We start from the raw sequence: 21,952 nt of genomic DNA, 5'->3' as shown, positions 1-21,952 counted from the left end.
GCGGAACCACGCTTGTTTCCCGCCATTTCCGGGCCCGAAACACGCTTTCTGATGTGACTTACGCGACGATGACCTTGCTCGACCTGACCTTCCCGGCCATGGGGGCGTAGCCTTTATTCCCGCTGTCCATCACCTTGTGAAGCGGAAGAGGGCGGTTGCCGCCGTGTCGCCACAGTCCCCCAGTAACTCGAGCATCTCGACCGACACCGACCAAGCGGGCAAGAACCCCGCGGCCGCGTTCGGTCCGAACGAGTGGCTCGTCGACGAGATCTATCAGCAGTACCTCCAGGACCCGAATTCGGTAGACCGAGCCTGGTGGGACTTCTTCGCCGACTACAAGCCCGGCGCCGGCGCCGCGGCGCCGGCGGGTACTGCGGCCGCGGGGGCCGCAGACACCACCACGGCCCCCAAGCCCGCGCCCGCCGCCCCGGCTGCTCCGGCCGCCCCGTCGGTGCCCGCGCCGGCCCCCGCGGCCGCGCAGCCCGCGCCCGCCGCGCAGGCCCCGGCCGCTGCCGCCGCTCCGGCGAAGCCCGCCGCACCCGCTCCGGCCGCGAAGCCCGCTCAGCCGAAGAAGGCCGAGCCCGCCGCCGCCTCTGCAGAGGGCCCCGAGCTCGTCACGCTGCGCGGCCCGGCCGCCGCGGTCGCGAAGAACATGAACGCCTCGCTGGAGGTGCCCACGGCCACGTCCGTGCGCGCGGTCCCGGTGAAGCTGCTGTTCGACAACCGCATCGTCATCAACAACCACCTGAAGCGCGCCCGGGGCGGGAAGATCTCCTTCACGCACCTGATCGGCTACGCGATGGTGCAGGCCATCAAGGCCATGCCGTCGATGAACTACTCCTTCGCGGAGAAGGACGGCAAGCCGACCCTGGTCAAGCCGGAGCACATCAACTTCGGCCTCGCCATCGACCTGGTCAAGCCCAACGGCGACCGCCAGCTCGTGGTCGCGGGCATCAAGAAGGCCGAGACCCTGAACTTCTTCGAGTTCTGGCAGGCCTACGAGGACATCGTCCGCCGCGCCCGCGACGGCAAGCTCGGCATGGACGACTTCACCGGCGTCACGGTCTCCCTGACCAACCCCGGCGGCCTCGGCACCGTCCACTCCGTCCCGCGTCTGATGCCCGGCCAGTCGGTCATCATGGGCGTCGGCTCCATGGACTACCCGGCGGAGTTCCAGGGCACCTCCCAGGACACCCTGAACAAGCTCGGCATCTCGAAGGTCATGACGCTCACGTCGACCTACGACCACCGGGTCATCCAGGGCGCCGCGTCCGGCGAGTTCCTGCGGGTCGTCGCGAACTTCCTGCTCGGCGAGGGCAACTTCTACGACGAGATCTTCGAGGCGCTGCGCATCCCCTACGAGCCGGTCCGCTGGCTCAAGGACATCGACGCCAGCCACGACGACGACGTCACGAAGGCCGCCCGCGTCTTCGAGCTGATCCACTCCTACCGGGTCCGCGGCCACGTCATGGCCGACACCGACCCGCTGGAGTACCGCCAGCGCAAGCACCCCGACCTCGACATCACCGAGCACGGCCTCACCCTGTGGGACCTGGAGCGCGAGTTCGCGGTCGGCGGCTTCTCCGGCAAGTCCCTGATGAAGCTGCGCGACATCCTCGGTGTCCTGCGCGACTCGTACTGCCGCACCACCGGCATCGAGTTCATGCACATCCAGGACCCCAAGCAGCGCAAGTGGATCCAGGACCGCATCGAGCGCCCGCACACCAAGCCGGAGCGCGAGGAGCAACTGCGCATCCTGCGCCGGCTGAACGCCGCGGAGGCCTTCGAGACCTTCCTGCAGACGAAGTACGTCGGCCAGAAGCGCTTCTCCCTGGAGGGCGGCGAGTCCGTCATCCCGCTGCTCGACGCGGTGCTGGACTCGGCCGCCGAGTCCCGCCTGGACGAGGTCGTCATCGGCATGGCCCACCGCGGCCGCCTGAACGTCCTCGCCAACATCGTCGGCAAGTCGTACGCCCAGATCTTCCGCGAGTTCGAGGGCAACCTCGACCCGAAGTCGATGCACGGCTCCGGCGACGTGAAGTACCACCTGGGCGCCGAGGGCACCTTCACGGGCCTGGACGGCGAGCAGATCAACGTCTCGCTGGCCGCGAACCCCTCCCACCTGGAGACGGTCGACCCGGTCATCGAGGGCATCGCCCGCGCCAAGCAGGACATCATCAACAAGGGCGGCACGGACTTCACCGTCCTGCCCGTCGCCCTGCACGGCGACGCGGCCTTCGCGGGCCAGGGCGTGGTGGCCGAGACCCTGAACATGTCGCAGCTGCGGGGCTACCGCACCGGCGGCACGGTCCACATCGTCATCAACAACCAGGTCGGCTTCACGGCGGCGCCCGAGTCCTCGCGCTCCTCCATGTACGCCACCGACGTGGCCCGCATGATCGAGGCCCCGATCTTCCACGTGAACGGCGACGACCCGGAGGCCGTGGTCCGCGTCGCGCGGCTCGCCTTCGAGTTCCGTCAGGCGTTCAACAAGGACGTGGTGATCGACCTCATCTGCTACCGCCGCCGCGGTCACAACGAGTCGGACAACCCGGCCTTCACCCAGCCGCTGATGTACGACCTGATCGACAAGAAGCGCTCGGTGCGCAAGCTCTACACCGAGTCCCTCATCGGTCGCGGCGACATCACCCTGGAAGAGGCCGAGCAGGCGCTCCAGGACTACCAGGGCCAGCTGGAGAAGGTCTTCACCGAGGTCCGCGAGGCCGTCACGGCCCAGCCGGCCGCCGGTCCCGTCTCGGACCCGCAGGCGGAGTTCCCGGTCGCCGTGAGCACCGCGATCTCCTCGGAGACCGTGAAGCGGATCGCCGAGTCCCAGGTCAACATCCCCGACACCTTCCACGTCCACCCGCGTCTGCTGCCGCAGCTCCAGCGCCGGGCGACGATGGTCGAGGACGGGACGATCGACTGGGGCATGGGCGAGACGCTGGCCGTCGGCTCCCTCCTCCTGGAGGGCACCCCGGTCCGCCTCTCCGGCCAGGACTCGCAGCGAGGCACCTTCGGCCAGCGGCACGCGGTCCTCATCAACCGGGAGACCGGCGAGGAGCACACCCCGCTCCAGTACCTCGCCGAGGACCAGGCCCGCTACAACGTCTACAACTCCCTGCTCTCCGAGTACGCGGTCATGGGCTTCGAGTACGGCTACTCGCTGGCCCGCCCCGACGCGCTCGTGATGTGGGAGGCGCAGTTCGGCGACTTCGTCAACGGCGCGCAGACCGTGGTCGACGAGTACATCTCGGCGGCGGAGCAGAAGTGGGGCCAGACGTCCGGCGTCACCCTGCTGCTCCCCCACGGCTACGAGGGCCAGGGACCGGACCACTCCTCGGCCCGAGTCGAGCGCTTCCTCCAGCTGTGCGCGCAGAACAACATGACGGTCGCGATGCCGACCCTGCCGTCGAACTACTTCCACCTCCTGCGGTGGCAGGTGCACAACCCGCACCACAAGCCGCTGGTGGTCTTCACCCCGAAGTCGATGCTGCGCCTCAAGGCCGCCGCGTCGAAGACGGAGGAGTTCACGTCGGGTCAGTTCCGCCCGGTCATCGGCGACGCGTCGGTGGACCCGGCCGCGGTCCGCAAGGTCGTCTTCGTCGCGGGCAAGCTGTACTACGACCTGGAGGCCGAGCGGGTCAAGCGCGGCATCACGGACACGGCGATCATCCGGATCGAGCGCCTGTACCCGCTGCCGGGTGCCGAGCTCCAGGCCGAGATCGCCAAGTACCCGAACGCCGAGAAGTACCTGTGGGCCCAGGAGGAGCCGGCGAACCAGGGTGCCTGGCCGTTCATCGCGCTCAACCTGATCGACCACCTGGACCTGGCGGTCGGCGCCGACGTCCCGCACGGCGAGCGTCTGCGGCGGATCTCCCGCCCGCACGGCTCGTCCCCGGCGGTCGGCTCGGCCAAGCGCCACCAGGCGGAGCAGGAGCAGTTGGTGCGCGAGGTGTTCGAGGCGTAAGCCTCCGCGTGCTCCGCGGCGATCCGTTCGGAAGGCCCGGTGCCCAGTCCACGCGACTGGGGGCCGGGCCTTCCGGCGTTCCCGGTCAACTCCCCCGCCACACCGGTAAATTGAGAGGTACGGACGCACGGACCGACCGGCCGCCGGGCGGGTCGCGACGCAACGGGGGAACGATGGCCGAACTGCTGCGGATCGCCATGGACGACGACGAGGGCGAGGGTCGGTTGGTCGTCGAGGTCGAGGACGACGAGCCCGGCATGGTCCGCGCCTCCCGCGTCGGCAACCGTATGCACGAGGCCACGGTCTCCCTGGAGGAGGCCCTCGCCCCCATCCGACGGGCCGCCGAGACGACCCTGCGCACCTTCCAGGCGGCCCGGCCCAGCACGGTGGAGCTGGAGTTCGGCGTGAAGCTCAACGCCAGCGCCGGAGCGGTACTGACGAAGGCGGGCGTCGAAGGGCACATCGTGGTCAAGCTGGGCTGGACGGCGAAGGACTCCGGGGCGTGAGCACGTGCCGGTGGGCAGGACTTATCCTCGCTGCATGTACTTCACCGATCGAGGCATCGAAGAACTGGAGAAGCGGCGCGGCGAGGAGGAGGTCTCCTTCGAGTGGCTGGCCGAGCAGCTGCGCACCTTCGTCGACCTGAACCCGGACTTCGAGGTGCCGGTGGAGCGGCTGGCGACGTGGCTGGCGCGGCTGGACGACGAGGACGACGACGTGTAGCAGCGCGGTCCTCCGCCCGGGCGCCCCGATTCGGGGCGCCCTTTTTGTTTTCGTACGGCCCTCAGTCCAGGGGTCGCACCACGCTGTACGCCAGCCCCAGCGCGCCGTCGACCAGCAGTACCGCGCCCGCCGCGGCCCAGCCGGCGCTGCGGTGCCGCAGGGCCCAGACCGCGAGGGGCAGGCCCACCACGACCTGGGCCAGGGCCAGGGGGCGGGATTTGGGGCCGCCGGCCCAGGGAAGCCAGGGGCCGAGGCGGCTGCCTTCCACGGCGTCCAGTTCCGCGCGGACGGCATCGCGCCAGCCCGACCACTCGATCAGGCGGATGTGCGGCTGGTCGCGGGCGGCGGCCTGGAGGGCCTCGGTGCCCTCGCCGGGGACGAGTCCTTCGGGCAGGGTGACGCCCGCGCGCGTGAGGACGGCGATCAGGCCACGCATGCGTGCCCGTGCGTCGGCCGCGGAGTCGGGGCGGGTCAGTCCGTCGAGGGACTGCACGTCCAGGACCGGGTCGAGGCCGAGGCGGGCGGCGAAAGTGTGCATGGCCTCGTCCTCGCCGGCCGGGGTGCCGTTGGCGAGCCAGATGTAGCCGACGGGGCGGCGGAAGCCCGAGGCGAGGGTGTAGCCGGCGCGGTCGGCGTCCCACCACAGGGCGAGGACGGGCCAGGGTGCGCCGACGGCGAGAGCGGTGGCCCAGCCGGTGAGGACGCGGTCCACGGGCTCGTCGCCGTCCAGCCAGGGGCCGCCCTCGGGCACGAGCACGCTCCACTCGTCGCCGGCCGGGGCGAGCAGCATGTCCTCGCGCAGCAGCCGGGCGACGGGGGCGACGGACTCTGGTCCGGCGCGGCAGATCAGCAGGGCGCCTGGGGCGGGGCGGGCCTGGCCGGTGGACCGGGGCTGTTCCGTCGACATGACAACACGCTAGGCCGCTTTGTCCACCTCGCGTGATTTGTGATCACCAGAACGAGTGCCTTGACTTTCGACGTCCGCGATATATCGTGTTTCTTGGAAGACGCGATATGGCGCGTGTCGTCGTGAGTCGTCATGCGGCGTGGTAGGTCGTGTGCCGTGACTCGTCGCGGTTCGCGTCTCCGTCTTGTCTTCGTGTCAGATCCGGCCCGTGCGGCCGTGTCCGGTCGCCCAGGAGGTCCGCACCATGCCCGAGTGGTCCGTAGCAGAGCGCAGGAAGCTCACCTTCGACGAGCCGGTGAGCGAGCTCCACGTGCGCATCGTCAACGGAACGGTGAACGTCGTGGGGACGGACGAAGGTTCCGCCCGTCTGGAGGTCTCCGAGATCGAGGGGCCGCCCCTGGTGGTGACCCAGCAGGACGGCACCCTGACGGTGGCCTACGAGGACCTGCCCTGGAAGGGCTTCCTCAAGTGGCTCGACCGCAAGGGCTGGCGCCGCAGCGCGGTGGTCTCCCTGGCGGTGCCGGCCGATACCCGCGTCGAGGTGGGCGTGGTGGGCGCCGGAGCGGTGGTCTCCGGGATCCGCGGCCCGTCGGTCGTCAAGGGGGTCACCGGTGACACGACCCTCGTCGGTCTGTCCGGCCAGGTCCGCGCGGACACCGTCTCGGGGAACCTGGAGGCACAGGCGGTCACCGGCGACCTCCGCTTCAACTCCGTCTCCGGCGATCTCACGGTCGTCGAGGGATCCGGTTCCGCCGTGAAGGCCGACTCGGTGAGCGGTTCCATGATCATCGACCTCGACCCGGGCGGCCCGACCGACGTCCGGCTGACCAGCGTCTCCGGCGAGATCGCCATCCGTCTGCCGGCCCCGGCGGACGCCGACGTCGAGGCCAACACCGCCAGCGGCACGATCTCCAACGCCTTCGAGGGCCTGCGGGTGCACGGCCAGTGGGGCGCCCACAAGATCACCGGCCGCCTGGGCGACGGCACCGGCAAGCTCCGGGCGACGACGGTCTCCGGCTCGATCGCCCTGCTGCGCCGCCCGCCGCGCGAGGAGGAGCCGTGGGAGGCGGAGGCGTGGGAGGACCCGGAGGCCGCCGCGGACCCGACGGCCGACCCGGTGAACGGCACCCGGCACAGCTCGGGGGACAATTCCGTCTCCGGCGGGGGCGACGAGGAAACCGGCGCCCCGGCCGACGGCACGACCGACAAGAAGGTGCTCTGACATGCCTCCCGTCTTCGCCCACGGCCGCCTCCGTCTCTATCTGCTGAAGCTGCTGGACGAGGCCCCGCGCCACGGCTACGAGGTGATCCGCCTCCTCGAGGAGCGCTTCCAGGGGCTGTACGCACCGTCGGCCGGCACCGTCTACCCCCGCCTGGCCAAGCTGGAGGCCGAGGGTCTGGTCACCCACACCAGCGAGGGCGGCCGCAAGGTGTACGCCATCACGGACGCGGGCCGCGCCGAGCTGGCCGACCGCAGCGGCGAGTTGGCCGACCTTGAGCTGGAGATCAGGGAGTCGGTCGCCGAACTGGCCGCCGAGATCCAGGCCGATGTGCGTGGCGCGGCGGGCGACCTGCGGCGCGAGGTGCGGGCGGCGGCCTCCGAGGCCCGCAAGGGGAACGGCGCCAAGGCGGAGACACCCTTCGGAGACTTCTCCGACTTCACGGACAAGGAGGCGTGGCGCGCCGCCAAGGAGGAGATGCGCCGGGCCAAGCAGGAGTGGAAGGAGCAGGCCCGCCGTGCCAAGGACGAGAGCCGGCGTGCCCGCGACGAGGCCCAGCGCGCCCGGCGCCAGGCCAAGGAGGCACAGGACCACGCCCGGGCCCAGGCCCAGGAGGAGGTCCAGCGCATCGCCCGCCGGGTCCAGGAACACGTCCAGGACCACTTCGCGCGGGGCGACTGGCCGACGGGTGTGCGGGAGGGCCTGACGGAACTGGCCAAGGAGTTCGGCGACTTCGGCAAGGACTACGGCAGGGAGTTCGGCAAGGAGTTCGGCTTCGGCCGGCAGGGCGGCGCACAGGGCGCTCCCAAGTCGGCGCAGCAGCGGCCCGAGTACTCCGAGACGCCTGAGGACTTCCCCGCCGACTACGAGCCCACCTGGGCCCATGAGCCGCCCAGCGGCGACCCGGCCCGCGATCTGGACCGCCTGCTCGACCGCTTCCGCGACGACATCCGCGACGCGGCACGGGACCACGGTGTGACGGGAGACCAACTCCGCGACGCCCGGCGCCACTTGTCGACGGCGGCGGCCCACATCGGAGCGCTGCTGCGCACACCGAAGCCGTGACACCGACGCCGGGCGGCACGACCGCGACTGCGGGGGCCGTGCGGGTGCGGGTGCGTGGGGGCTGGTCGCGCAGTTCCCCGCGCCCCTGAATGGGCGTCAGCTGCACGCCCTCAAGGGGCGCGGGGAACTGCGCGAGCAACCACCCACAACCCGCACCCGCCCGCAGCCCGCACCGCCCGTATCAGTCCGAGTCCGAGGCCAAGGCCAACCACGTCAAGCCGCCCCGCAGGGGCAGCCCGCCCCGCCCGTCACTCACCCGGCCTTGGCCTCTCCCCCGCCGTACAGCACCCGCACGACCGCCTCATACGTCACCCCGTGATCGGCGAGCACCTCTGCCGGCACGCCGGGGCGAGTCGTGAGGGCCAGCAGGATGTGTTCGTCGCCGATGTGCCGGTCGCGGCGGGACGTGGCCACCCGCAGGGCCCGTACCAGAACGTCCTTCGCATCCCGGCCGAACGGCCGATGCCTCGACCGCGAACCCTTGCCCGCCCCAGTGTCAGCCCCTGGTCCCACCCGGTCGCCGGACATCGCCCCGACCCCGTGCACTTCCTCCACCCGGGCCACGATCTCCCCGACATCGATCCCCAGCCCGGCGAGCGCCTCGGCCTCGGCCTGCGACAGACCGCCCCGCCGCCGGGCCTCGCCCAGTGCGTCCCGTACGGATTCCAGCCACTGGCCGCCCCCGAGCGCGGCGAGCGCGAACGAGGCACGGCCTCCCTCCTTGTCGAGCAGCGCGAGCAGCATGTGCTCGGCGTCGACGGCCGGCGCCCCGCCCCTCTCGGCCTGCTCCACCGCGCCCGTCACCACGGCACGGGCATCCTTCGTGAACCGCTCGAACATCAACGCCTCCCGTACTTCTTGTGCACGGCCTGCCTGCTGATCCCGAGTTCCGCGGCGATCTCCTGCCACGACCACCCCTGGTTGCGCGCACTGCGCACCTGGACCGCCTCCAACTGCTCCAGCAGCCGGCGCAGCGCCGCGACGGCCCGCAGTCCGATCCGCGGATCGCGATCTCCCGCCCGCTCGGCGAGATCTGTTGCTTCGGTCATGATGTCAATTTAGGTTGACACACCGGTCACCGTCAACCCTAGTTGACAAATGGAACGGCGGGCCCGGGGCAGAACCCCGGACCCGCCGCAAGCGCCTCGGCGAGAGCCGTCAGTTGGTGAGTACGACCTTCCCGAACAGCTCGCCCGACTCCATCCGCTCGAAGCCCTCCCGGGCCCGGTCCATGGGCAGCTCCTCGTCGATCACGGGCCGCACACCCGTTGCCGCGCAGAAGGAGAGCAGGTCCTCCAGCTCGTCCTTGGTCCCCATCGTGGAGCCGACGACCTTCAGCTCCAGGAAGAAGATCCGCGTCAGCTCGGCGTGCGAGGGCCGGTCACCACTGGTGGCACCGGAGATCACCAGAGTGCCGCCCGGCTTCAGCGACTTGACGGAGTGCGACCAGGTGGCGGCGCCGACGGTCTCGATCACGGCGTCGACCCGCTGCGGCAGCCGGGCCCCCGACTCCACGGCCTCCACGGCACCCAGCTCCAGGGCCCGCTTGCGCTTGGCCTCGTCACGGCTGGTGGCGAAGACCCGCAGTCCCGCGGCCTTGCCGAGCACGATGGCGGCGGTGGCCACCCCGCCGCCGGCGCCCTGCACCAGCACGGAGTCCCCGGGCCGTACACCCGCGTTGGTGAACAGCATGCGGTACGCCGTCAGCCAGGCGGTCGGCAGACAGGCGGCCTCCGCGAAGGACAGTTCCTTGGGCTTGGGCAGGATGTTCCAGGTCGGCACGGCGACCTGCTCGGCGAACGTGCCCTGGTAGCGCTCGGTGAGGATGGAACGGGGCTCCCTGGGGCCGACCCCGTGACCGGTCTGACCGATCACGGAGTGCAGGACGACCTCGTTGCCGTCCTCGTCGACGCCGGCGGCGTCGCAGCCGAGGATCATCGGCAGCCGGTCCTCCGGGAGGCCGACGCCCCGGAGCGACCAGAGGTCATGGTGGTTGAGGGAAGCGGCCTTGACGTTGACGGTGCTCCAGCCGGGCCGGGCCTCGGGAGCGGGACGCTCCCCCAACTCGAGGCCGCTCAGCGGCTGGTCGCGGTCGATTCGGGCAGCGTAGACGGCGAACATGGCGTCGACGATAGGTGGCGTTTGCAGCCGACGGAACGGGAGGGGGCTGTGACACACGCCCTCTTGCCAAGGAGTGCTCACCCGAACGGACGCTTCGGCGGGCAAAAGAATCGGCCCCGCCCGAATGGGCGGGGCCGATTCCGAGCCTGTCGGCCCGAGCGCGGTCAGCGCCGGGCGACACCCTCGGCCCGCGCCGCGGCCGCGACCGCCGCGGTCACGGCCGGAGCGACCCGCTCGTCGAACGGCGACGGGATCACGTAGTCCGCGGCGAGGTCGTCCCCGACGACACCCGCCAGCGCCTCCGCGGCCGCGATCTTCATGCCCTCGGTGATCCGGGACGCACGCACCTGCAGCGCGCCGGCGAAGATGCCCGGGAACGCCAGCACGTTGTTGATCTGGTTCGGGAAGTCGGACCGCCCGGTCGCCACGACGGCCGCGTACTTGTGCGCGACGTCGGGGTGGACCTCGGGGTTCGGGTTGGCCATGGCGAAGACGAAGGCGCCCTTCGCCATCGAGGCGACGGCCTCCTCGGCGACCGTACCGCCGGAGACGCCGATGAAGACGTCCGCACCCTCCAGAGCCGCCTCGAGCGACCCGGTGATGCCGGCCTTGTTGGTGAAGGAGGCGACCTCGCGCTTGACCGGGGTGAGGTCCTCACGGTCGGCCGAGACGACGCCCTTGCGGTCCGCGACGGCCACGTCGCCGATGCCGGCCTCGACCAGCATCTTGGCGATGGCGACACCGGCCGCGCCGGCGCCCGAGATGACGGCGCGCAGGTCACCGATGGCCCGCCCGCTCAGCCGCGCGGCGTTGCGCAGCGCGGCCAGCGTCACGACGGCCGTGCCGTGCTGGTCGTCGTGGAAGACCGGGATGTCGACCCGCTCCTGGAGCTTGCGCTCGATCTCGAAGCACCGGGGTGCCGAGATGTCCTCCAGGTTGACGCCGCCGAAGGACGGGGCGAGGCGCGCCACCGTCTCGACGATCTCGTCGACGTCCGTGCAGGCGAGCGCGATCGGGACCGCGTCCACGCCGCCGAACTGCTTGAACAGGATCGCCTTGCCCTCCATCACGGGGAGGGAGGCTTCCGGACCGATGTCGCCCAGTCCGAGCACCGCGGTGCCGTCGGTGACCACGGCCACGACGGACGACTTCCACGTGTAGTCGTGGACGAGCTCCGGCTGCTCGGCGATGGCGGTGCACACCCGCGCGACGCCGGGCGTGTACGCCAGGGACAGGTCGTCCTTGTCGCGGACCGGCACGGTGGCCTGCACGGCCATCTTGCCGCCACGGTGCAGCGCGAACGCCGGATCGAAGGAATCGAGGGGCTCGACCCCGCCGTCCTGATCGGTATTGCTCCCGCTGCGAGGATTGACAATCTCCGCTGCCACTTTGTCTGACCCCTTAAGTGTTCATGGTTTGAGGGTGGGACCACTCCTGGTGAGAAGTGGGCGGGACCGCGTAAGGCCCTGCTCGTTGATACGTACGACGTACGACGTACGGACCAGTACGCGACGGGCGCGCCGCACACGCGCCCTGAGCCCCGGATGAGGGGTGTAAAGAACCTTCTTACCGGACGGACGCCGCTGACGACGAGTCCAATACGTGCAAGATCACATGACGGGAATGGAAACACTCGGACCGACGGACACGAATCAGACACGACCCGGCGATGACACCGGTGTCATTCGTGACCAAATAAGCGGACAATCGATGTCAGAAACCGCGAAGGGTGCCCGTCAGCCGCAAAACCTACGCACGACCGGTCCGCATCCCGAGACGCACCGAAGATCTTCCGGCCGGAAGGACAGATTCCCGCAGAAGGTGTTGTCAGGATGTAACGAACTGCGGTGGTTCGGGGGTAACCCGTTATCCGATTTTGACATGCCGAGCGCCCTGAATGCCTTAGTCCGAATGGCAAGATGCCGTAATCACACGAGGTCGCGGCACTCGAAGGTGTGTGCTCTCGTCGACCTAGGAATACAAGGCCCTGCCGGTCCCAAGGCAGGTGCCGGCCCCATCGGCAACTCCACCCATCCGCCGGAGGAACCCACCATGACCGCAAGCACCACCCGTCGTACCACCGCAGCACGCTCCCGGCTCGCAGCGGTCGGCTCGATCGCGGTCGCAGGCGCCCTGATTCTCACCGGCTGCGGTGACCAGACGAACGACAGCGGCTCCGAGAGCAACGACACCGGGTCGGCGAGCACCGCGCCCCTGGCCGACAAGCTGCCGCAGGCGATCCGCGACAAGGGCGTCATCAAGGTCGGCTCGGACATCGCCTACGCGCCGGTCGAGTTCAAGGACAGCTCCGGCAAGACGGTCGGCATCGACCCCGACCTCGCCGACGCCATGGGCAAGCAGCTGGGCGTGACCTTCCAGTTCGAGAACGGCACGTTCGACAGCCTCATCACCGGTCTGCGCTCCAAGCGCTACGACATCGCCATGTCCGCGATGACCGACACCAAGGACCGCCAGGAGGGCATCGACTCGGACACCGGCAAGAAGGTCGGTGAGGGCGTCGACTTCGTCGACTACTTCACCGCCGGTGTCTCGATCTACACCCAGAAGGGCAAGAACACCGACATCAAGACCTGGTCGGACCTGTGCGGCAAGAAGATCGTCCTGCAGCGCGGCACGGTCTCCGAGGACCTGGCCAAGGCCGAGGCCAAGAAGTGCACCGGTGGCAAGACGATCACCATCGAGGCCTTCGACAACGACCAGCAGGCCCAGACCCGCCTGCGCGCGGGCGGTGCGGCGGCCGGTTCCTCCGACTTCCCCGTCGCCGCGTACGCCGTGAAGACCTCCGGTGGCGGCAACGACTTCCAGCTCGTCGGCGAGCAGGTCGAGGCGGCGCCGTACGGCATCGCGGTCGCCAAGAACAACACGCAGCTGCGGGACGCCCTGAAGGCCGCGCTCGACGCCATCATCGCGAACGGCGAGTACGAGAAGGTCATCAAGAAGTGGGGCGTCGAGGACGGATCGGTGAAGGAAGCCACCGTCAACGGCGGCAAGTGACCGCACCCAACAGCGGGCACTGAAAGGCAACACCTGTGACTGACATCGACAAGACGGACGGCCCGGCGGACACCCCGCCGGCCGGCGCGGAGGCGATCAAGGCCATCCCGGTCCGGCACTACGGGCGGTACGTCACCGCCGTCGTCGCGCTCGCCCTGCTGGGCGCCGTCGTGTACGCGTTCTCCCAGGGCAAGATCAACTGGGGCGCGATCCCGGACTACTTCTTCAACGACCGCGTTCTCAGCGGTGTGGGCAAGACGCTGCTGCTGACCGTGCTGTCCATGGCGATCGGCATCATCGGCGGCATCGTGCTGGCGGTCATGCGCCTGTCGCGGAACCCGGTGACCTCGTCCATCGCGTGGTTCTACATCTGGTTCTTCCGCGGCACGCCGGTCCTGGTCCAGCTCATCGTCTGGTTCAACCTGGGCCTGGTCTTCGAGTACATCAACCTCGGCCCGTTCTACAAGAACGAGTGGTCGGACTTCATGACCCCGTTCCTGACGGCGCTGCTGGGCCTCGGCCTCAACGAGGCCGCTTACATGGCGGAGATCTGCCGTGCCGGTCTGCTCGCGGTCGACGAGGGCCAGACCGAGGCCGCGCACGCGCTCGGCATGAGCCACTCCAAGACGCTGCGCCGCATCGTCATCCCGCAGGCCATGCGCGTGATCGTGCCGCCCACGGGCAACGAGGTCATCAACATGCTGAAGACGACCTCGCTGGTCTCGGTCGTCCAGTACTCCGAGTTGTTGCGCGTGGCTCAGGACATCGGCCAGACGTCCGGTGCCCCCGCCGAGATGCTGTTCCTGGCCGCGGCCTGGTACCTGCTGCTGACGTCGATCTTCAGCGTCGGCCAGTACTACCTGGAGCGGTACTACGCCCGCGGGTCCAGCCGCAGTCTGCCGGCGACTCCGTTCCAGAAGATCAGGGCGAACCTGCTGTCCCTGTCGAACCGCTCCTCGTCGACGGGAGGCACCGCATGACCGCCATGGTGAAGGCCGAGGGCGTCCACAAGTCCTTCGGGCTCGTGCAAGTCCTCAAGGGCATCGACCTGGAGGTGAAGCAGGGTGAGGTGTTCTGTCTCATCGGCCCCTCCGGTTCCGGGAAGTCCACCTTCCTGAGGTGCATCAACCACCTGGAGAAGATCAACTCCGGTCGGCTGTACGTCGACGGCGAGCTGGTCGGCTACCGCCAGAAGGGCGACAAGCTCTACGAGCTCAAGGACAGCGAGGTCGCGCTGAAGCGCCGGGACATCGGCATGGTGTTCCAGCGATTCAACCTGTTCCCGCACATGACGGCGCTGGAGAACGTCGTCGAGGCGCCGATCCAGGTCAAGGGCGTGAGCAAGGGCCAGGCCAAGGACCGTGCCAGGGAGCTCCTCGACCGCGTCGGCCTCGCCGACAAGGCCGGGAACTACCCCTCGCAGCTCTCCGGCGGCCAGCAGCAGCGCGTGGCGATCGCCCGGGCGCTGGCGATGGACCCGAAGCTGATGCTCTTCGACGAGCCGACCTCGGCTCTCGACCCGGAGCTGGTCGGCGACGTCCTCGACGTCATGCGCGACCTCGCCGAGTCCGGCATGACGATGGTCGTCGTCACCCACGAGATGGGCTTCGCCCGCGAGGTGGGCGACAGCCTGGTCTTCATGGACGGCGGCGTGGTCGTCGAGTCCGGCGACCCGCGCGAGGTCCTGACCAACCCGCAGCACGAGCGGACTCAGGCGTTCCTGTCCAAGGTGCTCTGACCGTACGACGGTGAAGGGGCGGTACGAGATCCTCGTACCGCCCCTTCGCCATGTGCCCGGCCTACGGCAGCAGCCGCGGCGACATGACCACCGCACGCAGCTGGTCCGCCGTCAGCGGCGGGGCGTCGAGCCGAGGGCCCAGTGCCCACCTGGCGTCGAACCCGTCGGCGGCCTTGATCATGACCGCGTAGCCCTTCGTGAACAGCCGCACGGAACGCCAGGACCCCTCCCCGCGGCTCTCCCGCACCGGCTCGGTCGACTCGCGCACGTCGCCGTTCGGCAGGGTCTCGGGGACGCAGGTCGCCGACGCCCCCGGGACGTCCGAGGAGCACACCGGCCAGTCCTCCCGCCGGCTCGACAGGACCTGGATGTTGAGGTACCCGACGCCGCCGTCCCGGCGGACGGCGTAGAGCCCGTCGTACGGCCCTTCGCCCACGACGTTCCCGACCTCGCGGATCTCGCCGCTCCCGGGCGGCAGCAGGCTCGCCAGCCGCTCCGCCCTGGACGTGGCGCCACTGAGCGCGGTCCCCGGCCCCTCCGGGCCGTTCCAGGGCAGCACCCCGGTACCGACCAGGCTCACCAGGGCGACGGCTGCCGCGGTCCCGGTCGCCGCGCCCCGCCGGCGCCGGCGCACGCGTGCGGCCCGCGCGAACACCGCGTCCGCACCGGACCCCGACGGCATCGGAACGCCCTGGAGGGCCCGCCCCAGCAGCTCCGTCGCACGCGGTACGTCGCTCACGTCGTCGTGCCGTCTCATACGTGCTCCTCCCGCACCGCGGCCCGCAGCGCCGCGAGCCCCCTCGCCGTGTGGCTCTTGACCGTGCTCTCGCGCATGCCGAGCAGCTCGGCGGTGTCGGAGACGCTGAGGTCCTCCCAGTAGCGCAGCACCAGCACCGCCCGCTGCCTGGGCGCGAGCTGCGCGAGGGCGGCGCGGACCATGACGCCGGTGTCGCTGTCCACCGACCGCTCCGGCACGTCCGGCAGCTCGCCGTACGCCTGCTCGCGGCGCCAGAAGCGGCGGCGCCCGGCGATGAAGGTGTTCACCAGCGTCCGGCGCGCGTAGGCGTCGAGGTTGTCCAGGCGCGAGTGCCGGCGTGCGCCGAGGACGACCTTGACCAGCGTGGTCTGGACGAGGTCCTCCGCCTCGTCCGGGTTGCCGCACAGCAGATAGGCGCTGCGGAACAAGGCCGTCCGTCTGCCCTCGACGAAGGCATGCAGTGACGCTTCCGCGCCCCCCGTCATCGCGCCCCCTCTCCCGCCCCTCCGGCAGGGACCGTCTCACTCCTTCCAGTGCGGTGGGAGGGCTTTTTGGACGCAGAAGAGGCGGTACGAATTTCTCGTACCGCCTCAACGCGGCCGTGCGGCTGCCGTCGGGGCCGCTACTTCAGCGCGAGCACCAGTGCGTCCGAGGGCGAGCACCACACCGCCCGGGCCTCGCCGAAGCCCATCTCGCGCAGCACGCCTGCGTGCCACTCGGCGGACGGCGCGTCGCCCTCGGCGTGCTCGCCGTAGATCTCGAAGCGGCGGGCGGTGGGCTCGGCCAGCAGCGGGTCCCGGGCGGCCAGCTGCCACCACTCGGCCCAGTCGAGGACGCCTCGCGCCTTGGCCTGATCCATACGGGCGTGGCGCTGGGCGCGCTCGGCGGCGTTGATCCGGGGCGTCGAGTCGTCGATCATGTGGTCCGCGTTCATGAAGACACCGCCGTCGCGGACCAGCTCCGCGACCCGACCGTAGAGGGCCGCGAGGGGTTCACGGTGCAGCCAGTGCAGGGCCGTGGCGGTCAGGACGGCGTCGTAGGAGTCGTGCGGCAGCTTCGCCGTCCAGTGCGGGTCCTTGAGGTCGGCGGTGACCAGCGAGACCCGCTCGTCGCCCGCGAAGGTGCCCTCGGCGATGGCGAGGAGCGCCGGGTCGAGGTCGACGCCGGTGCTGGTGGCCTCGGGGAACCGCGCGAGCAGCCGGGCCGTGATACTTCCCGTGCCGCAGGCGAGATCGAGCACGCGCGGGGCGGGTCCGACGAGGGCCTCGACCATGTCGAGCATGATCCGGAAGCGTTCCTCGCGGTCGGGCATGTACCACTCCTGCTGCCGGTCCCAGCTCTCCTGCCAGGCGGACCAGTCGGCGTTCGTGGTGGTGGTGTCCGTGTCCGTCATCGAGCCCCTCCGTCGCGCACATCACGTAATACCCTGGAAGCACGATCAGCTGTTACCCGACCGCACCCCGACGATAGAACGCCTCCGTAAGGACTACAAGTGGAACTGGCCTATTACTCGGACTACGCCGTACGACTCGTCAACAGCGAGGACCCGGCCCGGGGCAAGGACTCGCTGACCTCGGTCGAGGCCGTCCGCGACCTGTTCGGCGTCAGCCAGGAGGCGGGCCGCCGGGCCACCGACGCCGACGTCACCCGCTTCCGCTCGGTCCGCGCCCGGCTGCGGGCGGTGTTCGAGGCGGCGGACCAGGGCGACGAGGCACTGGCGGTGAACCTGCTGAACTCGCTGCTGCTGGAGTTCCCGGTGAGCCCGCAGATCTCCGGCCACGACTTCCGGGACGACGACGGCCGCCCGCTGTGGCACATGCATCTCGCGGACCACCCGTCGAACGCGACCGCGGGCTACGCGGCCATCGCCGCGATGGGCCTGGCGTTCCACCTGACGGAGTACGGCGTGGACCGCCTGGGCCTGTGCGAGGCCGCGCCCTGCCGCAACGCCTATCTCGACACCTCGACCAACCGCTCCCGGCGGTACTGCTCGGACCGCTGCGCGACCCGCGCCAACGTGGCCGCCTACCGCGCCCGCAAACGCCTGGAGGCGGACCGGTCGGCGAACAGCGGCCGCACGGCCGAGAGCGCCCAGCGGGCCAGCGCGAACGGGGAGCGCTGATCCGGCTTGCGCGGCCGGTAGCGCAGCCGGACCTTGCCCAGGATCAGCTCGTCCGGGACGACCCCGTAGTCGGTGCTGTCACCGCCCGCGTACGCGTTGTCCCCGAGCACCCACCAGCCGCCCTCGCGGCGCTCCGCCGCCCTCTTGACGACGAGCAGGTCCTGCTGGAACGGGTGCCGCAGCACGATGACGTCCCCCGGCCGGATCCGTCCCCGGTGCGACACCACGAGCAGGTCGCCGTGATACAGCGTGGGCACCATCGACGGCCCGGTCACCTCGGCCCATCCGAAGGGCCGGTCCGCCCGCCCGCGCTCGGTCTCCTGCGACAACTCCGGCATCCCCGGCACCTCCCCGGTAGGGTCCTCCACCAGTCTCAGTCTCACCCCGGACTTTTGTCCTAAGCCCATGGGGGCACTCGCGAAAACCCGTCTTGCAGGGAGTAATGTCCCACCTGAGAAGACGATCACGAGGAAGGAATGCTCCATGCTTTCCCGCCTGTTTGCCCCCAAGGTCAAGGTCAGCGCGCACTGCGACCTGCCCTGCGGCGTGTACGACCCGGCCCAGGCCCGCATCGAGGCGGAGTCGGTGAAGGCCGTGCAGGAAAAGATGGCCGCCAACGACGACCCGCACTTCCAGGCGCGTGCCACCGTCATCAAGGAGCAGCGCGCCGAGCTCGCCAAGCACCACGTCTCGGTGCTCTGGAGCGACTACTTCAAGCCCCCGCACTTCGAGAAGTACCCCGAGCTGCACCAGCTCGTCAACGACGCCCTGAAGGCCCTGTCGGCCGCCAAGGCGTCCACCGACCCGGCGACCGGCCAGAAGGCGCTGGACTACATCGCCCAGATCGACAAGATCTTCTGGGAGACCAAGAAGGCCTGACCCAGGGCTTCCTGGCTTCCTCAAGGGGCCCGACCGGTTCATCGGTCGGGCCCCTGCCGTGTCTGCGGGGCCGCGGGCGGGCCGGCTAGCGGGCCCCGAGTGACATGTCGGCGATCAGTACGGTCATCCCCCGGGCGTTGCCGGGGAAGGACCTGACGTCGGAGCCCACGGCGAGCAGGCCGCCGAGCGCCTCCGGGACGCTCGATGCGAGGGTGCAGTGGTGGACGTGCTCCGCGAGTTCGCCGTCACGGACCATCCGGCCGCTCACCGCGGCGGAGAACCTGCCGCTCAGGGGGTCCGTGCCGGCCTGGAGTCCGCTGATGGCCTGGACGAGGAAGCCATGGGTCACGCCCGACAGGAGCGCGGCGCGATCGAGGTCTCCGGGTACGAGGCTCAATGCCCGCGCGCCGGCCCGCGGCAGGCTCTTGTAACCGGCTCGGACGGCGGATCCGGTGGAGGGCACGCCCGCGCGGTGCCCGCTGGTCGAGTCGTGCAGGCGTTGCGCCAGGCACCCCCGGTCCAGCAGGACGTTCCGTCGGGTCGCCAGGCCCTCGGCGTCGTGGCGTGCCGCGCCGTAGGCCGAGGGGTCGGTGGGGTCGTCGACCAGGGTCACGTGCTCGGGCGCGACGCGGTGGCCGGGCTCCGCCGCCGTGAGGGCCTGATCCGCGTGCGTGGCGGGGTTGTTGAGCATTCCGCTCACGACCGCGAGGAACGCCGCGGTGACGGACGGGTCGAACAGGACGGGCAGGCGCTGGGAGCGCGGCTGCCGGTACGCCGCCTCGGGAAGGGCGGCGAGTGCCTCTCGGGCGGCGGCGGCCACGTCGAGTTCGGCGGGTGAGCGTCCGACGGTGTAGCCCGTGGAGGTCGTGGTCCCTCCGGTGCCCGGATCACCGAGGACGTAGGTGGAGACGAAGCAGGACGTCCGCCGCGAGTAGCTCTCCACGCCTTCCGTCGACACGACCGCCGACTCGGCCGCCGCGTCTCCCCAGCGCACGGACTTCACGCCGCGCACCTTGGCCGACGCCGTGACGGCACGCTCCAGTTCGCGCGACAGGGCGGTCTTGGCCTCGGTGGAGAGCGCCGCGCAGTCCTCGCTCCACAGGTCGATGTCCGCGGCGGGCACACCGTCCGGGCGGGGCAGTACGGCGTCGCCCCGGACGTCCGTGTACAGGGCGTTGTCGCGTGCGTCGGCAAGGACCTGTCCGAGTGCGGCGGGGTCCAGACTGCCCGAGTACGCGAAGCCGACGCGGCCGTCGGCGATGACCCTGACGCCGACCCCGCCGCTGTCGGACCGCGTCACGGATTCGACGGTCTGCTCACGGACGACGATCTGCGAGTCGATGCCCCGCGCCACGAAGGCCTCGACCCGCTCCCCGGGACGCGCCCACGAGACGACCTCACGCCCGATCCGTACGACGGCACCATCGGCCTGCCACGTCATCGCGCGGTACCTCCGACCCTGAGCCCCTGCCGAACTCTCAGCGTGGGTTGGCCGTAGCCGACGGGGAGCGTCTGGCCGTCCTTGCCGCACGTCCCCGGCGGTCCGAGGGCGAAGTCGGTGCCGATGGCGTCGATCCCGCGCAGCACCTCCGGGCCGTTGCCGATCAGGCTGCAGTCCGCGATCGCCTCGCCGAGCCGCCCGCGGTCGATGACGTACGCCTCCTTCGCGGCGAAGACGAAGTCCCCCGTGGCGGTGTTGACCCGGCCGCTGCCCAACCGGGCCACATAGATGCCGTGAGCGGTGTCGGCGATGACGTCCTGCGGTGCGGTGTCACCCGCCGGGACGAGGAGGTTCGACATCCGGGGCATGGGCAGGCACTGGTAGTTCTGCCGTCTCCCGTTGGCCGGTGCGGCGCCGTCCCGGCCCAGGGAATGCACCTCGTCCCAGAGGAAGTCGACCAGGATCCCGTCCTCGATCAGCACGGTGCGCCGCCCGTCGTGGCCCTCGTCGTCGAAGGCGAAGCTGCCCCAGGCGCCGGAGAGCGAGGCGTCGTCCACGAGCCACATCCCAGGGGGCGCCACCCGCTTGCCCAGCATGTCGTGGAACACCGAGCTGCGCCGGGTCAGGTGATCGGCCTCGAGTCCGTGCCCGCACGCCTCGTGGATGAGCACGGCTCCCGTGCCGGGCGCCAGGACGACCGGCATCTCGCCGACCGGTGCCGGAGCGGCCGACTCCCGTGCGTGTGCCCGGCGTACGGCCTCGGCCACCGTGGAGCGCACATGCTCCTCGGTGAGCCGGGCGGCAGGGGTGTTGAGCCCGAGGGACGCCCGCCCGCTGACGGGTGCCGAGGGTGCGCCGACCACGACGGTGACCGCGAGCCGCTCGCGAGCCGTGTCACCGGACACGTGCACGCCTCCCGAGTTGGCGACCTGCGAGGCGCGTCGCTCGGTGCGAAGGACCGCGGACACGGAGACGACCTTGCCGGTCTCGGCGGCCGCCAAGTCCGCGACGGCGTGGAGCAGTTCGGCGTGCCGGCTCCGATTCCCCGCACCGTCCGTCTCCCGGGGGTCCGGTGTGCCGTCCACGACGTCGGTGGCGCCCGCGGCGGGGGCCCGACAACCGTCGCCGTCGCCGGCGCCGGGAACCCGACCGGGGTCCAGCGATGCCGTGGCCTCACGGACGGTGCGCAGGACGGCGGTCGGGGACAGGGTCGAGGTGTGGCTGAAGCCGGTGGTGGGGCCCAGCCGCGCACGGACCCCGGCGCCTCGTTCCCGGCCGGACGTCGCGTCGACGATGCGGCCGTCCTTCATCGTCATCGCGGATGCCGCCGACCGCTCGGCGTATATCTCCACGAAGTCGGCCCGTAGGCTCCCCCGCTCCCGGAAGGCAATCGCCAAAAGGTCAGGATCCAGCAAAGTTTCGTATCCCATGCATCCCGTGGACAAGGCAAGGCACCATGCCTACCCAGGCGTATTCAACCCCAACCTCCCACGCGTGCGAAGAAATACTCCAGAAATACTCCGCACCCGGCCGGCACCTCTCGGAAATGAGCCACGAACAGTCCATGGATCACGCACAAGTTGCAGCATCAACCAAGCCTCCGACCTCCCGGAGTCATATGCGGGAGCTCAACAAAAGCGGGCAAATGCAGCTCGCCCGAGACCTAAGCAATCCGGCCACGCAGGGTCAACAGGGCGTTGACGGTGCGCTCCTGAGGCACTTACGGTCAGCGATCAGGAACGGGGGAATCAATGCACTTTCGACGTTCCCTCGTCCGGCATTGTTTGATCAGCCGAACGGAAGGAATGCCATGGACCAGGACCAGTCCATCGACAACTCGCTCTTCCTCGACGAGGAGACCACCGAGCGTTTCTCGATGCTCGTGAACGACGAGGGCGTCATGCGCGCCGGTTTCGTCGCGCACGAGGCCAACAACCTCAACGAGGCCTGATTCACCGCGTAGTGCGGACCTGCGGGGAGGCCTGTTCGAAGGC

General features: G+C 70.3%; 22 protein-coding genes. 11 read left to right on the top strand and 11 right to left on the bottom strand.

What is annotated here, in order from left to right:
- Positions 1 to 163: 163 nt before the first annotated feature.
- The 3 genes from PGH47_RS28685 to PGH47_RS28675 all read left to right on the top strand — a co-directional run bounded on the left by PGH47_RS28685 (position 164) and on the right by PGH47_RS28675 (position 4,693).
- A complete protein-coding gene (locus tag PGH47_RS28685; protein WP_271665789.1) occupies positions 164 to 3,970 on the top strand; it encodes a multifunctional oxoglutarate decarboxylase/oxoglutarate dehydrogenase thiamine pyrophosphate-binding subunit/dihydrolipoyllysine-residue succinyltransferase subunit in 3,807 nt (1,268 codons plus the stop codon).
- A 173-nt stretch (positions 3,971 to 4,143) separates the two neighbouring features.
- Positions 4,144 to 4,476: a CU044_2847 family protein gene (locus PGH47_RS28680; protein WP_271665788.1), complete on the top strand. Its 333-nt coding sequence runs from the start codon at positions 4,144 to 4,146 to the stop codon at positions 4,474 to 4,476.
- Between the two features lie 34 nt (positions 4,477 to 4,510).
- Complete coding sequence (locus PGH47_RS28675; protein ID WP_030952558.1) at positions 4,511 to 4,693, top strand: DUF6104 family protein; 183 nt, start codon at positions 4,511 to 4,513, stop codon at positions 4,691 to 4,693.
- Between the two features lie 61 nt (positions 4,694 to 4,754).
- On the opposite strand, the gene PGH47_RS28670 is transcribed toward PGH47_RS28675, so the two are convergent.
- Entirely contained in the window at positions 4,755 to 5,600 is an 846-nt protein-coding gene (locus PGH47_RS28670) for a hypothetical protein (RefSeq protein ID WP_271665787.1), read from the bottom strand.
- A gap of 244 nt (positions 5,601 to 5,844) precedes the next feature.
- On the opposite strand from PGH47_RS28670, the gene PGH47_RS28665 reads away from it, so the two are divergent.
- Both PGH47_RS28665 and PGH47_RS28660 read left to right on the top strand, forming a co-directional pair.
- Positions 5,845 to 6,822, top strand: a complete 978-nt coding sequence (locus tag PGH47_RS28665) for a DUF4097 family beta strand repeat-containing protein (RefSeq protein WP_125529202.1) — start codon at positions 5,845 to 5,847, stop codon at positions 6,820 to 6,822.
- A 1-nt stretch (position 6,823) separates the two neighbouring features.
- Positions 6,824 to 7,885, top strand: a complete 1,062-nt coding sequence (locus tag PGH47_RS28660) for a PadR family transcriptional regulator (protein WP_271665786.1) — start codon at positions 6,824 to 6,826, stop codon at positions 7,883 to 7,885.
- A gap of 252 nt (positions 7,886 to 8,137) precedes the next feature.
- On the opposite strand, the gene PGH47_RS28655 is transcribed toward PGH47_RS28660, so the two are convergent.
- The 4 genes from PGH47_RS28655 to PGH47_RS28640 all read right to left on the bottom strand — a co-directional run bounded on the left by PGH47_RS28655 (position 8,138) and on the right by PGH47_RS28640 (position 11,394).
- Positions 8,138 to 8,725, bottom strand: a complete 588-nt coding sequence (locus PGH47_RS28655; protein ID WP_271665785.1) for a Clp protease N-terminal domain-containing protein — start codon at positions 8,723 to 8,725, stop codon at positions 8,138 to 8,140.
- Positions 8,725 to 8,934: a helix-turn-helix domain-containing protein gene (locus PGH47_RS28650; RefSeq protein WP_107902895.1), complete on the bottom strand. Its 210-nt coding sequence runs from the start codon at positions 8,932 to 8,934 to the stop codon at positions 8,725 to 8,727. Before PGH47_RS28650 ends, PGH47_RS28655 begins: the two co-directional genes overlap by 1 nt.
- A 109-nt stretch (positions 8,935 to 9,043) precedes the next feature.
- A complete protein-coding gene (locus tag PGH47_RS28645; protein ID WP_271665784.1) occupies positions 9,044 to 10,006 on the bottom strand; it encodes a zinc-binding dehydrogenase in 963 nt (320 codons plus the stop codon).
- Positions 10,007 to 10,170: 164 nt separating this feature from the next.
- Entirely contained in the window at positions 10,171 to 11,394 is a 1,224-nt protein-coding gene (locus PGH47_RS28640) for an NAD(P)-dependent malic enzyme (protein WP_271665783.1), read from the bottom strand.
- A gap of 664 nt (positions 11,395 to 12,058) precedes the next feature.
- Between PGH47_RS28640 and PGH47_RS28635 the strand changes: the two genes are divergently transcribed.
- From PGH47_RS28635 to PGH47_RS28625, 3 genes are read left to right on the top strand one after another with little or no spacing between them, the layout of a single operon-like run.
- Complete coding sequence (locus PGH47_RS28635) at positions 12,059 to 13,021, top strand: ABC transporter substrate-binding protein (protein ID WP_271665782.1); 963 nt, start codon at positions 12,059 to 12,061, stop codon at positions 13,019 to 13,021.
- A gap of 35 nt (positions 13,022 to 13,056) precedes the next feature.
- The gene (locus tag PGH47_RS28630) at positions 13,057 to 14,001 is read left to right on the top strand and encodes an amino acid ABC transporter permease (protein WP_271665781.1); all 945 of its coding nucleotides are present in this window, start codon (positions 13,057 to 13,059) and stop codon (positions 13,999 to 14,001) included.
- Positions 13,998 to 14,759, top strand: coding sequence for an amino acid ABC transporter ATP-binding protein (locus PGH47_RS28625; protein ID WP_271665780.1), 762 nt, complete (start codon positions 13,998 to 14,000; stop codon positions 14,757 to 14,759). Before PGH47_RS28630 ends, PGH47_RS28625 begins: the two co-directional genes overlap by 4 nt.
- Positions 14,760 to 14,820: 61 nt before the next feature.
- Here PGH47_RS28625 and PGH47_RS28620 read toward each other — a convergent pair whose 3' ends face one another.
- From PGH47_RS28620 to PGH47_RS28610, 3 genes are all read right to left on the bottom strand, one after another.
- Positions 14,821 to 15,516, bottom strand: coding sequence for a hypothetical protein (locus PGH47_RS28620; RefSeq protein ID WP_271665779.1), 696 nt, complete (start codon positions 15,514 to 15,516; stop codon positions 14,821 to 14,823).
- Positions 15,513 to 16,001, bottom strand: a complete 489-nt coding sequence (locus tag PGH47_RS28615; protein ID WP_269640626.1) for a SigE family RNA polymerase sigma factor — start codon at positions 15,999 to 16,001, stop codon at positions 15,513 to 15,515. The genes PGH47_RS28620 and PGH47_RS28615 overlap by 4 nt, the downstream gene beginning before the upstream one ends.
- A gap of 137 nt (positions 16,002 to 16,138) precedes the next feature.
- Complete coding sequence (locus PGH47_RS28610; protein ID WP_271665778.1) at positions 16,139 to 16,909, bottom strand: class I SAM-dependent methyltransferase; 771 nt, start codon at positions 16,907 to 16,909, stop codon at positions 16,139 to 16,141.
- Between the two features lie 99 nt (positions 16,910 to 17,008).
- Between PGH47_RS28610 and PGH47_RS28605 the strand changes: the two genes are divergently transcribed.
- Positions 17,009 to 17,638, top strand: coding sequence for a CGNR zinc finger domain-containing protein (locus tag PGH47_RS28605; RefSeq protein WP_030945828.1), 630 nt, complete (start codon positions 17,009 to 17,011; stop codon positions 17,636 to 17,638).
- On the opposite strand, the gene sodX is transcribed toward PGH47_RS28605, so the two are convergent.
- A complete protein-coding gene (gene sodX / locus PGH47_RS28600) occupies positions 17,542 to 17,976 on the bottom strand; it encodes a nickel-type superoxide dismutase maturation protease (RefSeq protein WP_271668176.1) in 435 nt (144 codons plus the stop codon). The genes PGH47_RS28605 and sodX overlap by 97 nt on opposite strands.
- Before the next feature lie 145 nt (positions 17,977 to 18,121).
- Here sodX and sodN point away from each other — a divergent pair, with 145 nt between their 5' ends.
- Positions 18,122 to 18,517 (top strand): superoxide dismutase, Ni, encoded by a 396-nt coding sequence (gene sodN / locus PGH47_RS28595; protein WP_020123534.1) that lies wholly within the window; start codon positions 18,122 to 18,124, stop codon positions 18,515 to 18,517.
- 85 nt (positions 18,518 to 18,602) lie between these two features.
- Here the strand turns inward: sodN and PGH47_RS28590 are convergent, their stop codons facing one another.
- Both PGH47_RS28590 and PGH47_RS28585 read right to left on the bottom strand, forming a co-directional pair.
- On the bottom strand, positions 18,603 to 19,958 hold the full coding sequence (locus PGH47_RS28590) for a TldD/PmbA family protein (protein ID WP_271665777.1): 1,356 nt from the start codon (positions 19,956 to 19,958) through the stop codon (positions 18,603 to 18,605).
- Positions 19,955 to 21,355 (bottom strand): TldD/PmbA family protein, encoded by a 1,401-nt coding sequence (locus PGH47_RS28585; RefSeq protein ID WP_271665776.1) that lies wholly within the window; start codon positions 21,353 to 21,355, stop codon positions 19,955 to 19,957. Before PGH47_RS28585 ends, PGH47_RS28590 begins: the two co-directional genes overlap by 4 nt.
- Before the next feature lie 413 nt (positions 21,356 to 21,768).
- On the opposite strand from PGH47_RS28585, the gene PGH47_RS28580 reads away from it, so the two are divergent.
- Positions 21,769 to 21,909, top strand: a complete 141-nt coding sequence (locus PGH47_RS28580) for a hypothetical protein (RefSeq protein WP_163016824.1) — start codon at positions 21,769 to 21,771, stop codon at positions 21,907 to 21,909.
- Positions 21,910 to 21,952: the final 43 nt, after the last annotated feature.

The organism is Streptomyces sp. HUAS 31 (assembly GCF_028198125.1).
Lineage (GTDB): Bacteria > Actinomycetota > Actinomycetes > Streptomycetales > Streptomycetaceae > Streptomyces > Streptomyces chartreusis.
Note: the sequence above shows the minus strand (reverse complement) of the source record. Positions and strands in the feature narration are given on the sequence as shown.

Coding starts and splice junctions, on each gene's coding strand:
- PGH47_RS28645 (WP_271665784.1), bottom strand. CDS start 10,006: ATGTTCGCCGTCTACGCTGCCCGAATCGACCGCGACCAGCCGCTGAGC.
- PGH47_RS28665 (WP_125529202.1), top strand. CDS start 5,845: ATGCCCGAGTGGTCCGTAGCAGAGCGCAGGAAGCTCACCTTCGACGAG.
- PGH47_RS28650 (WP_107902895.1), bottom strand. CDS start 8,934: ATGACCGAAGCAACAGATCTCGCCGAGCGGGCGGGAGATCGCGATCCG.
- PGH47_RS28625 (WP_271665780.1), top strand. CDS start 13,998: ATGACCGCCATGGTGAAGGCCGAGGGCGTCCACAAGTCCTTCGGGCTC.
- PGH47_RS28580 (WP_163016824.1), top strand. CDS start 21,769: ATGGACCAGGACCAGTCCATCGACAACTCGCTCTTCCTCGACGAGGAG.
- PGH47_RS28615 (WP_269640626.1), bottom strand. CDS start 16,001: ATGACGGGGGGCGCGGAAGCGTCACTGCATGCCTTCGTCGAGGGCAGA.
- PGH47_RS28590 (WP_271665777.1), bottom strand. CDS start 19,958: ATGACGTGGCAGGCCGATGGTGCCGTCGTACGGATCGGGCGTGAGGTC.
- sodX (WP_271668176.1), bottom strand. CDS start 17,976: ATGCCGGAGTTGTCGCAGGAGACCGAGCGCGGGCGGGCGGACCGGCCC.
- PGH47_RS28670 (WP_271665787.1), bottom strand. CDS start 5,600: ATGTCGACGGAACAGCCCCGGTCCACCGGCCAGGCCCGCCCCGCCCCA.
- PGH47_RS28680 (WP_271665788.1), top strand. CDS start 4,144: ATGGCCGAACTGCTGCGGATCGCCATGGACGACGACGAGGGCGAGGGT.
- PGH47_RS28635 (WP_271665782.1), top strand. CDS start 12,059: ATGACCGCAAGCACCACCCGTCGTACCACCGCAGCACGCTCCCGGCTC.
- PGH47_RS28675 (WP_030952558.1), top strand. CDS start 4,511: ATGTACTTCACCGATCGAGGCATCGAAGAACTGGAGAAGCGGCGCGGC.
- PGH47_RS28610 (WP_271665778.1), bottom strand. CDS start 16,909: ATGACGGACACGGACACCACCACCACGAACGCCGACTGGTCCGCCTGG.
- PGH47_RS28655 (WP_271665785.1), bottom strand. CDS start 8,725: ATGTTCGAGCGGTTCACGAAGGATGCCCGTGCCGTGGTGACGGGCGCG.
- PGH47_RS28660 (WP_271665786.1), top strand. CDS start 6,824: ATGCCTCCCGTCTTCGCCCACGGCCGCCTCCGTCTCTATCTGCTGAAG.
- PGH47_RS28620 (WP_271665779.1), bottom strand. CDS start 15,516: ATGAGACGGCACGACGACGTGAGCGACGTACCGCGTGCGACGGAGCTG.
- sodN (WP_020123534.1), top strand. CDS start 18,122: ATGCTTTCCCGCCTGTTTGCCCCCAAGGTCAAGGTCAGCGCGCACTGC.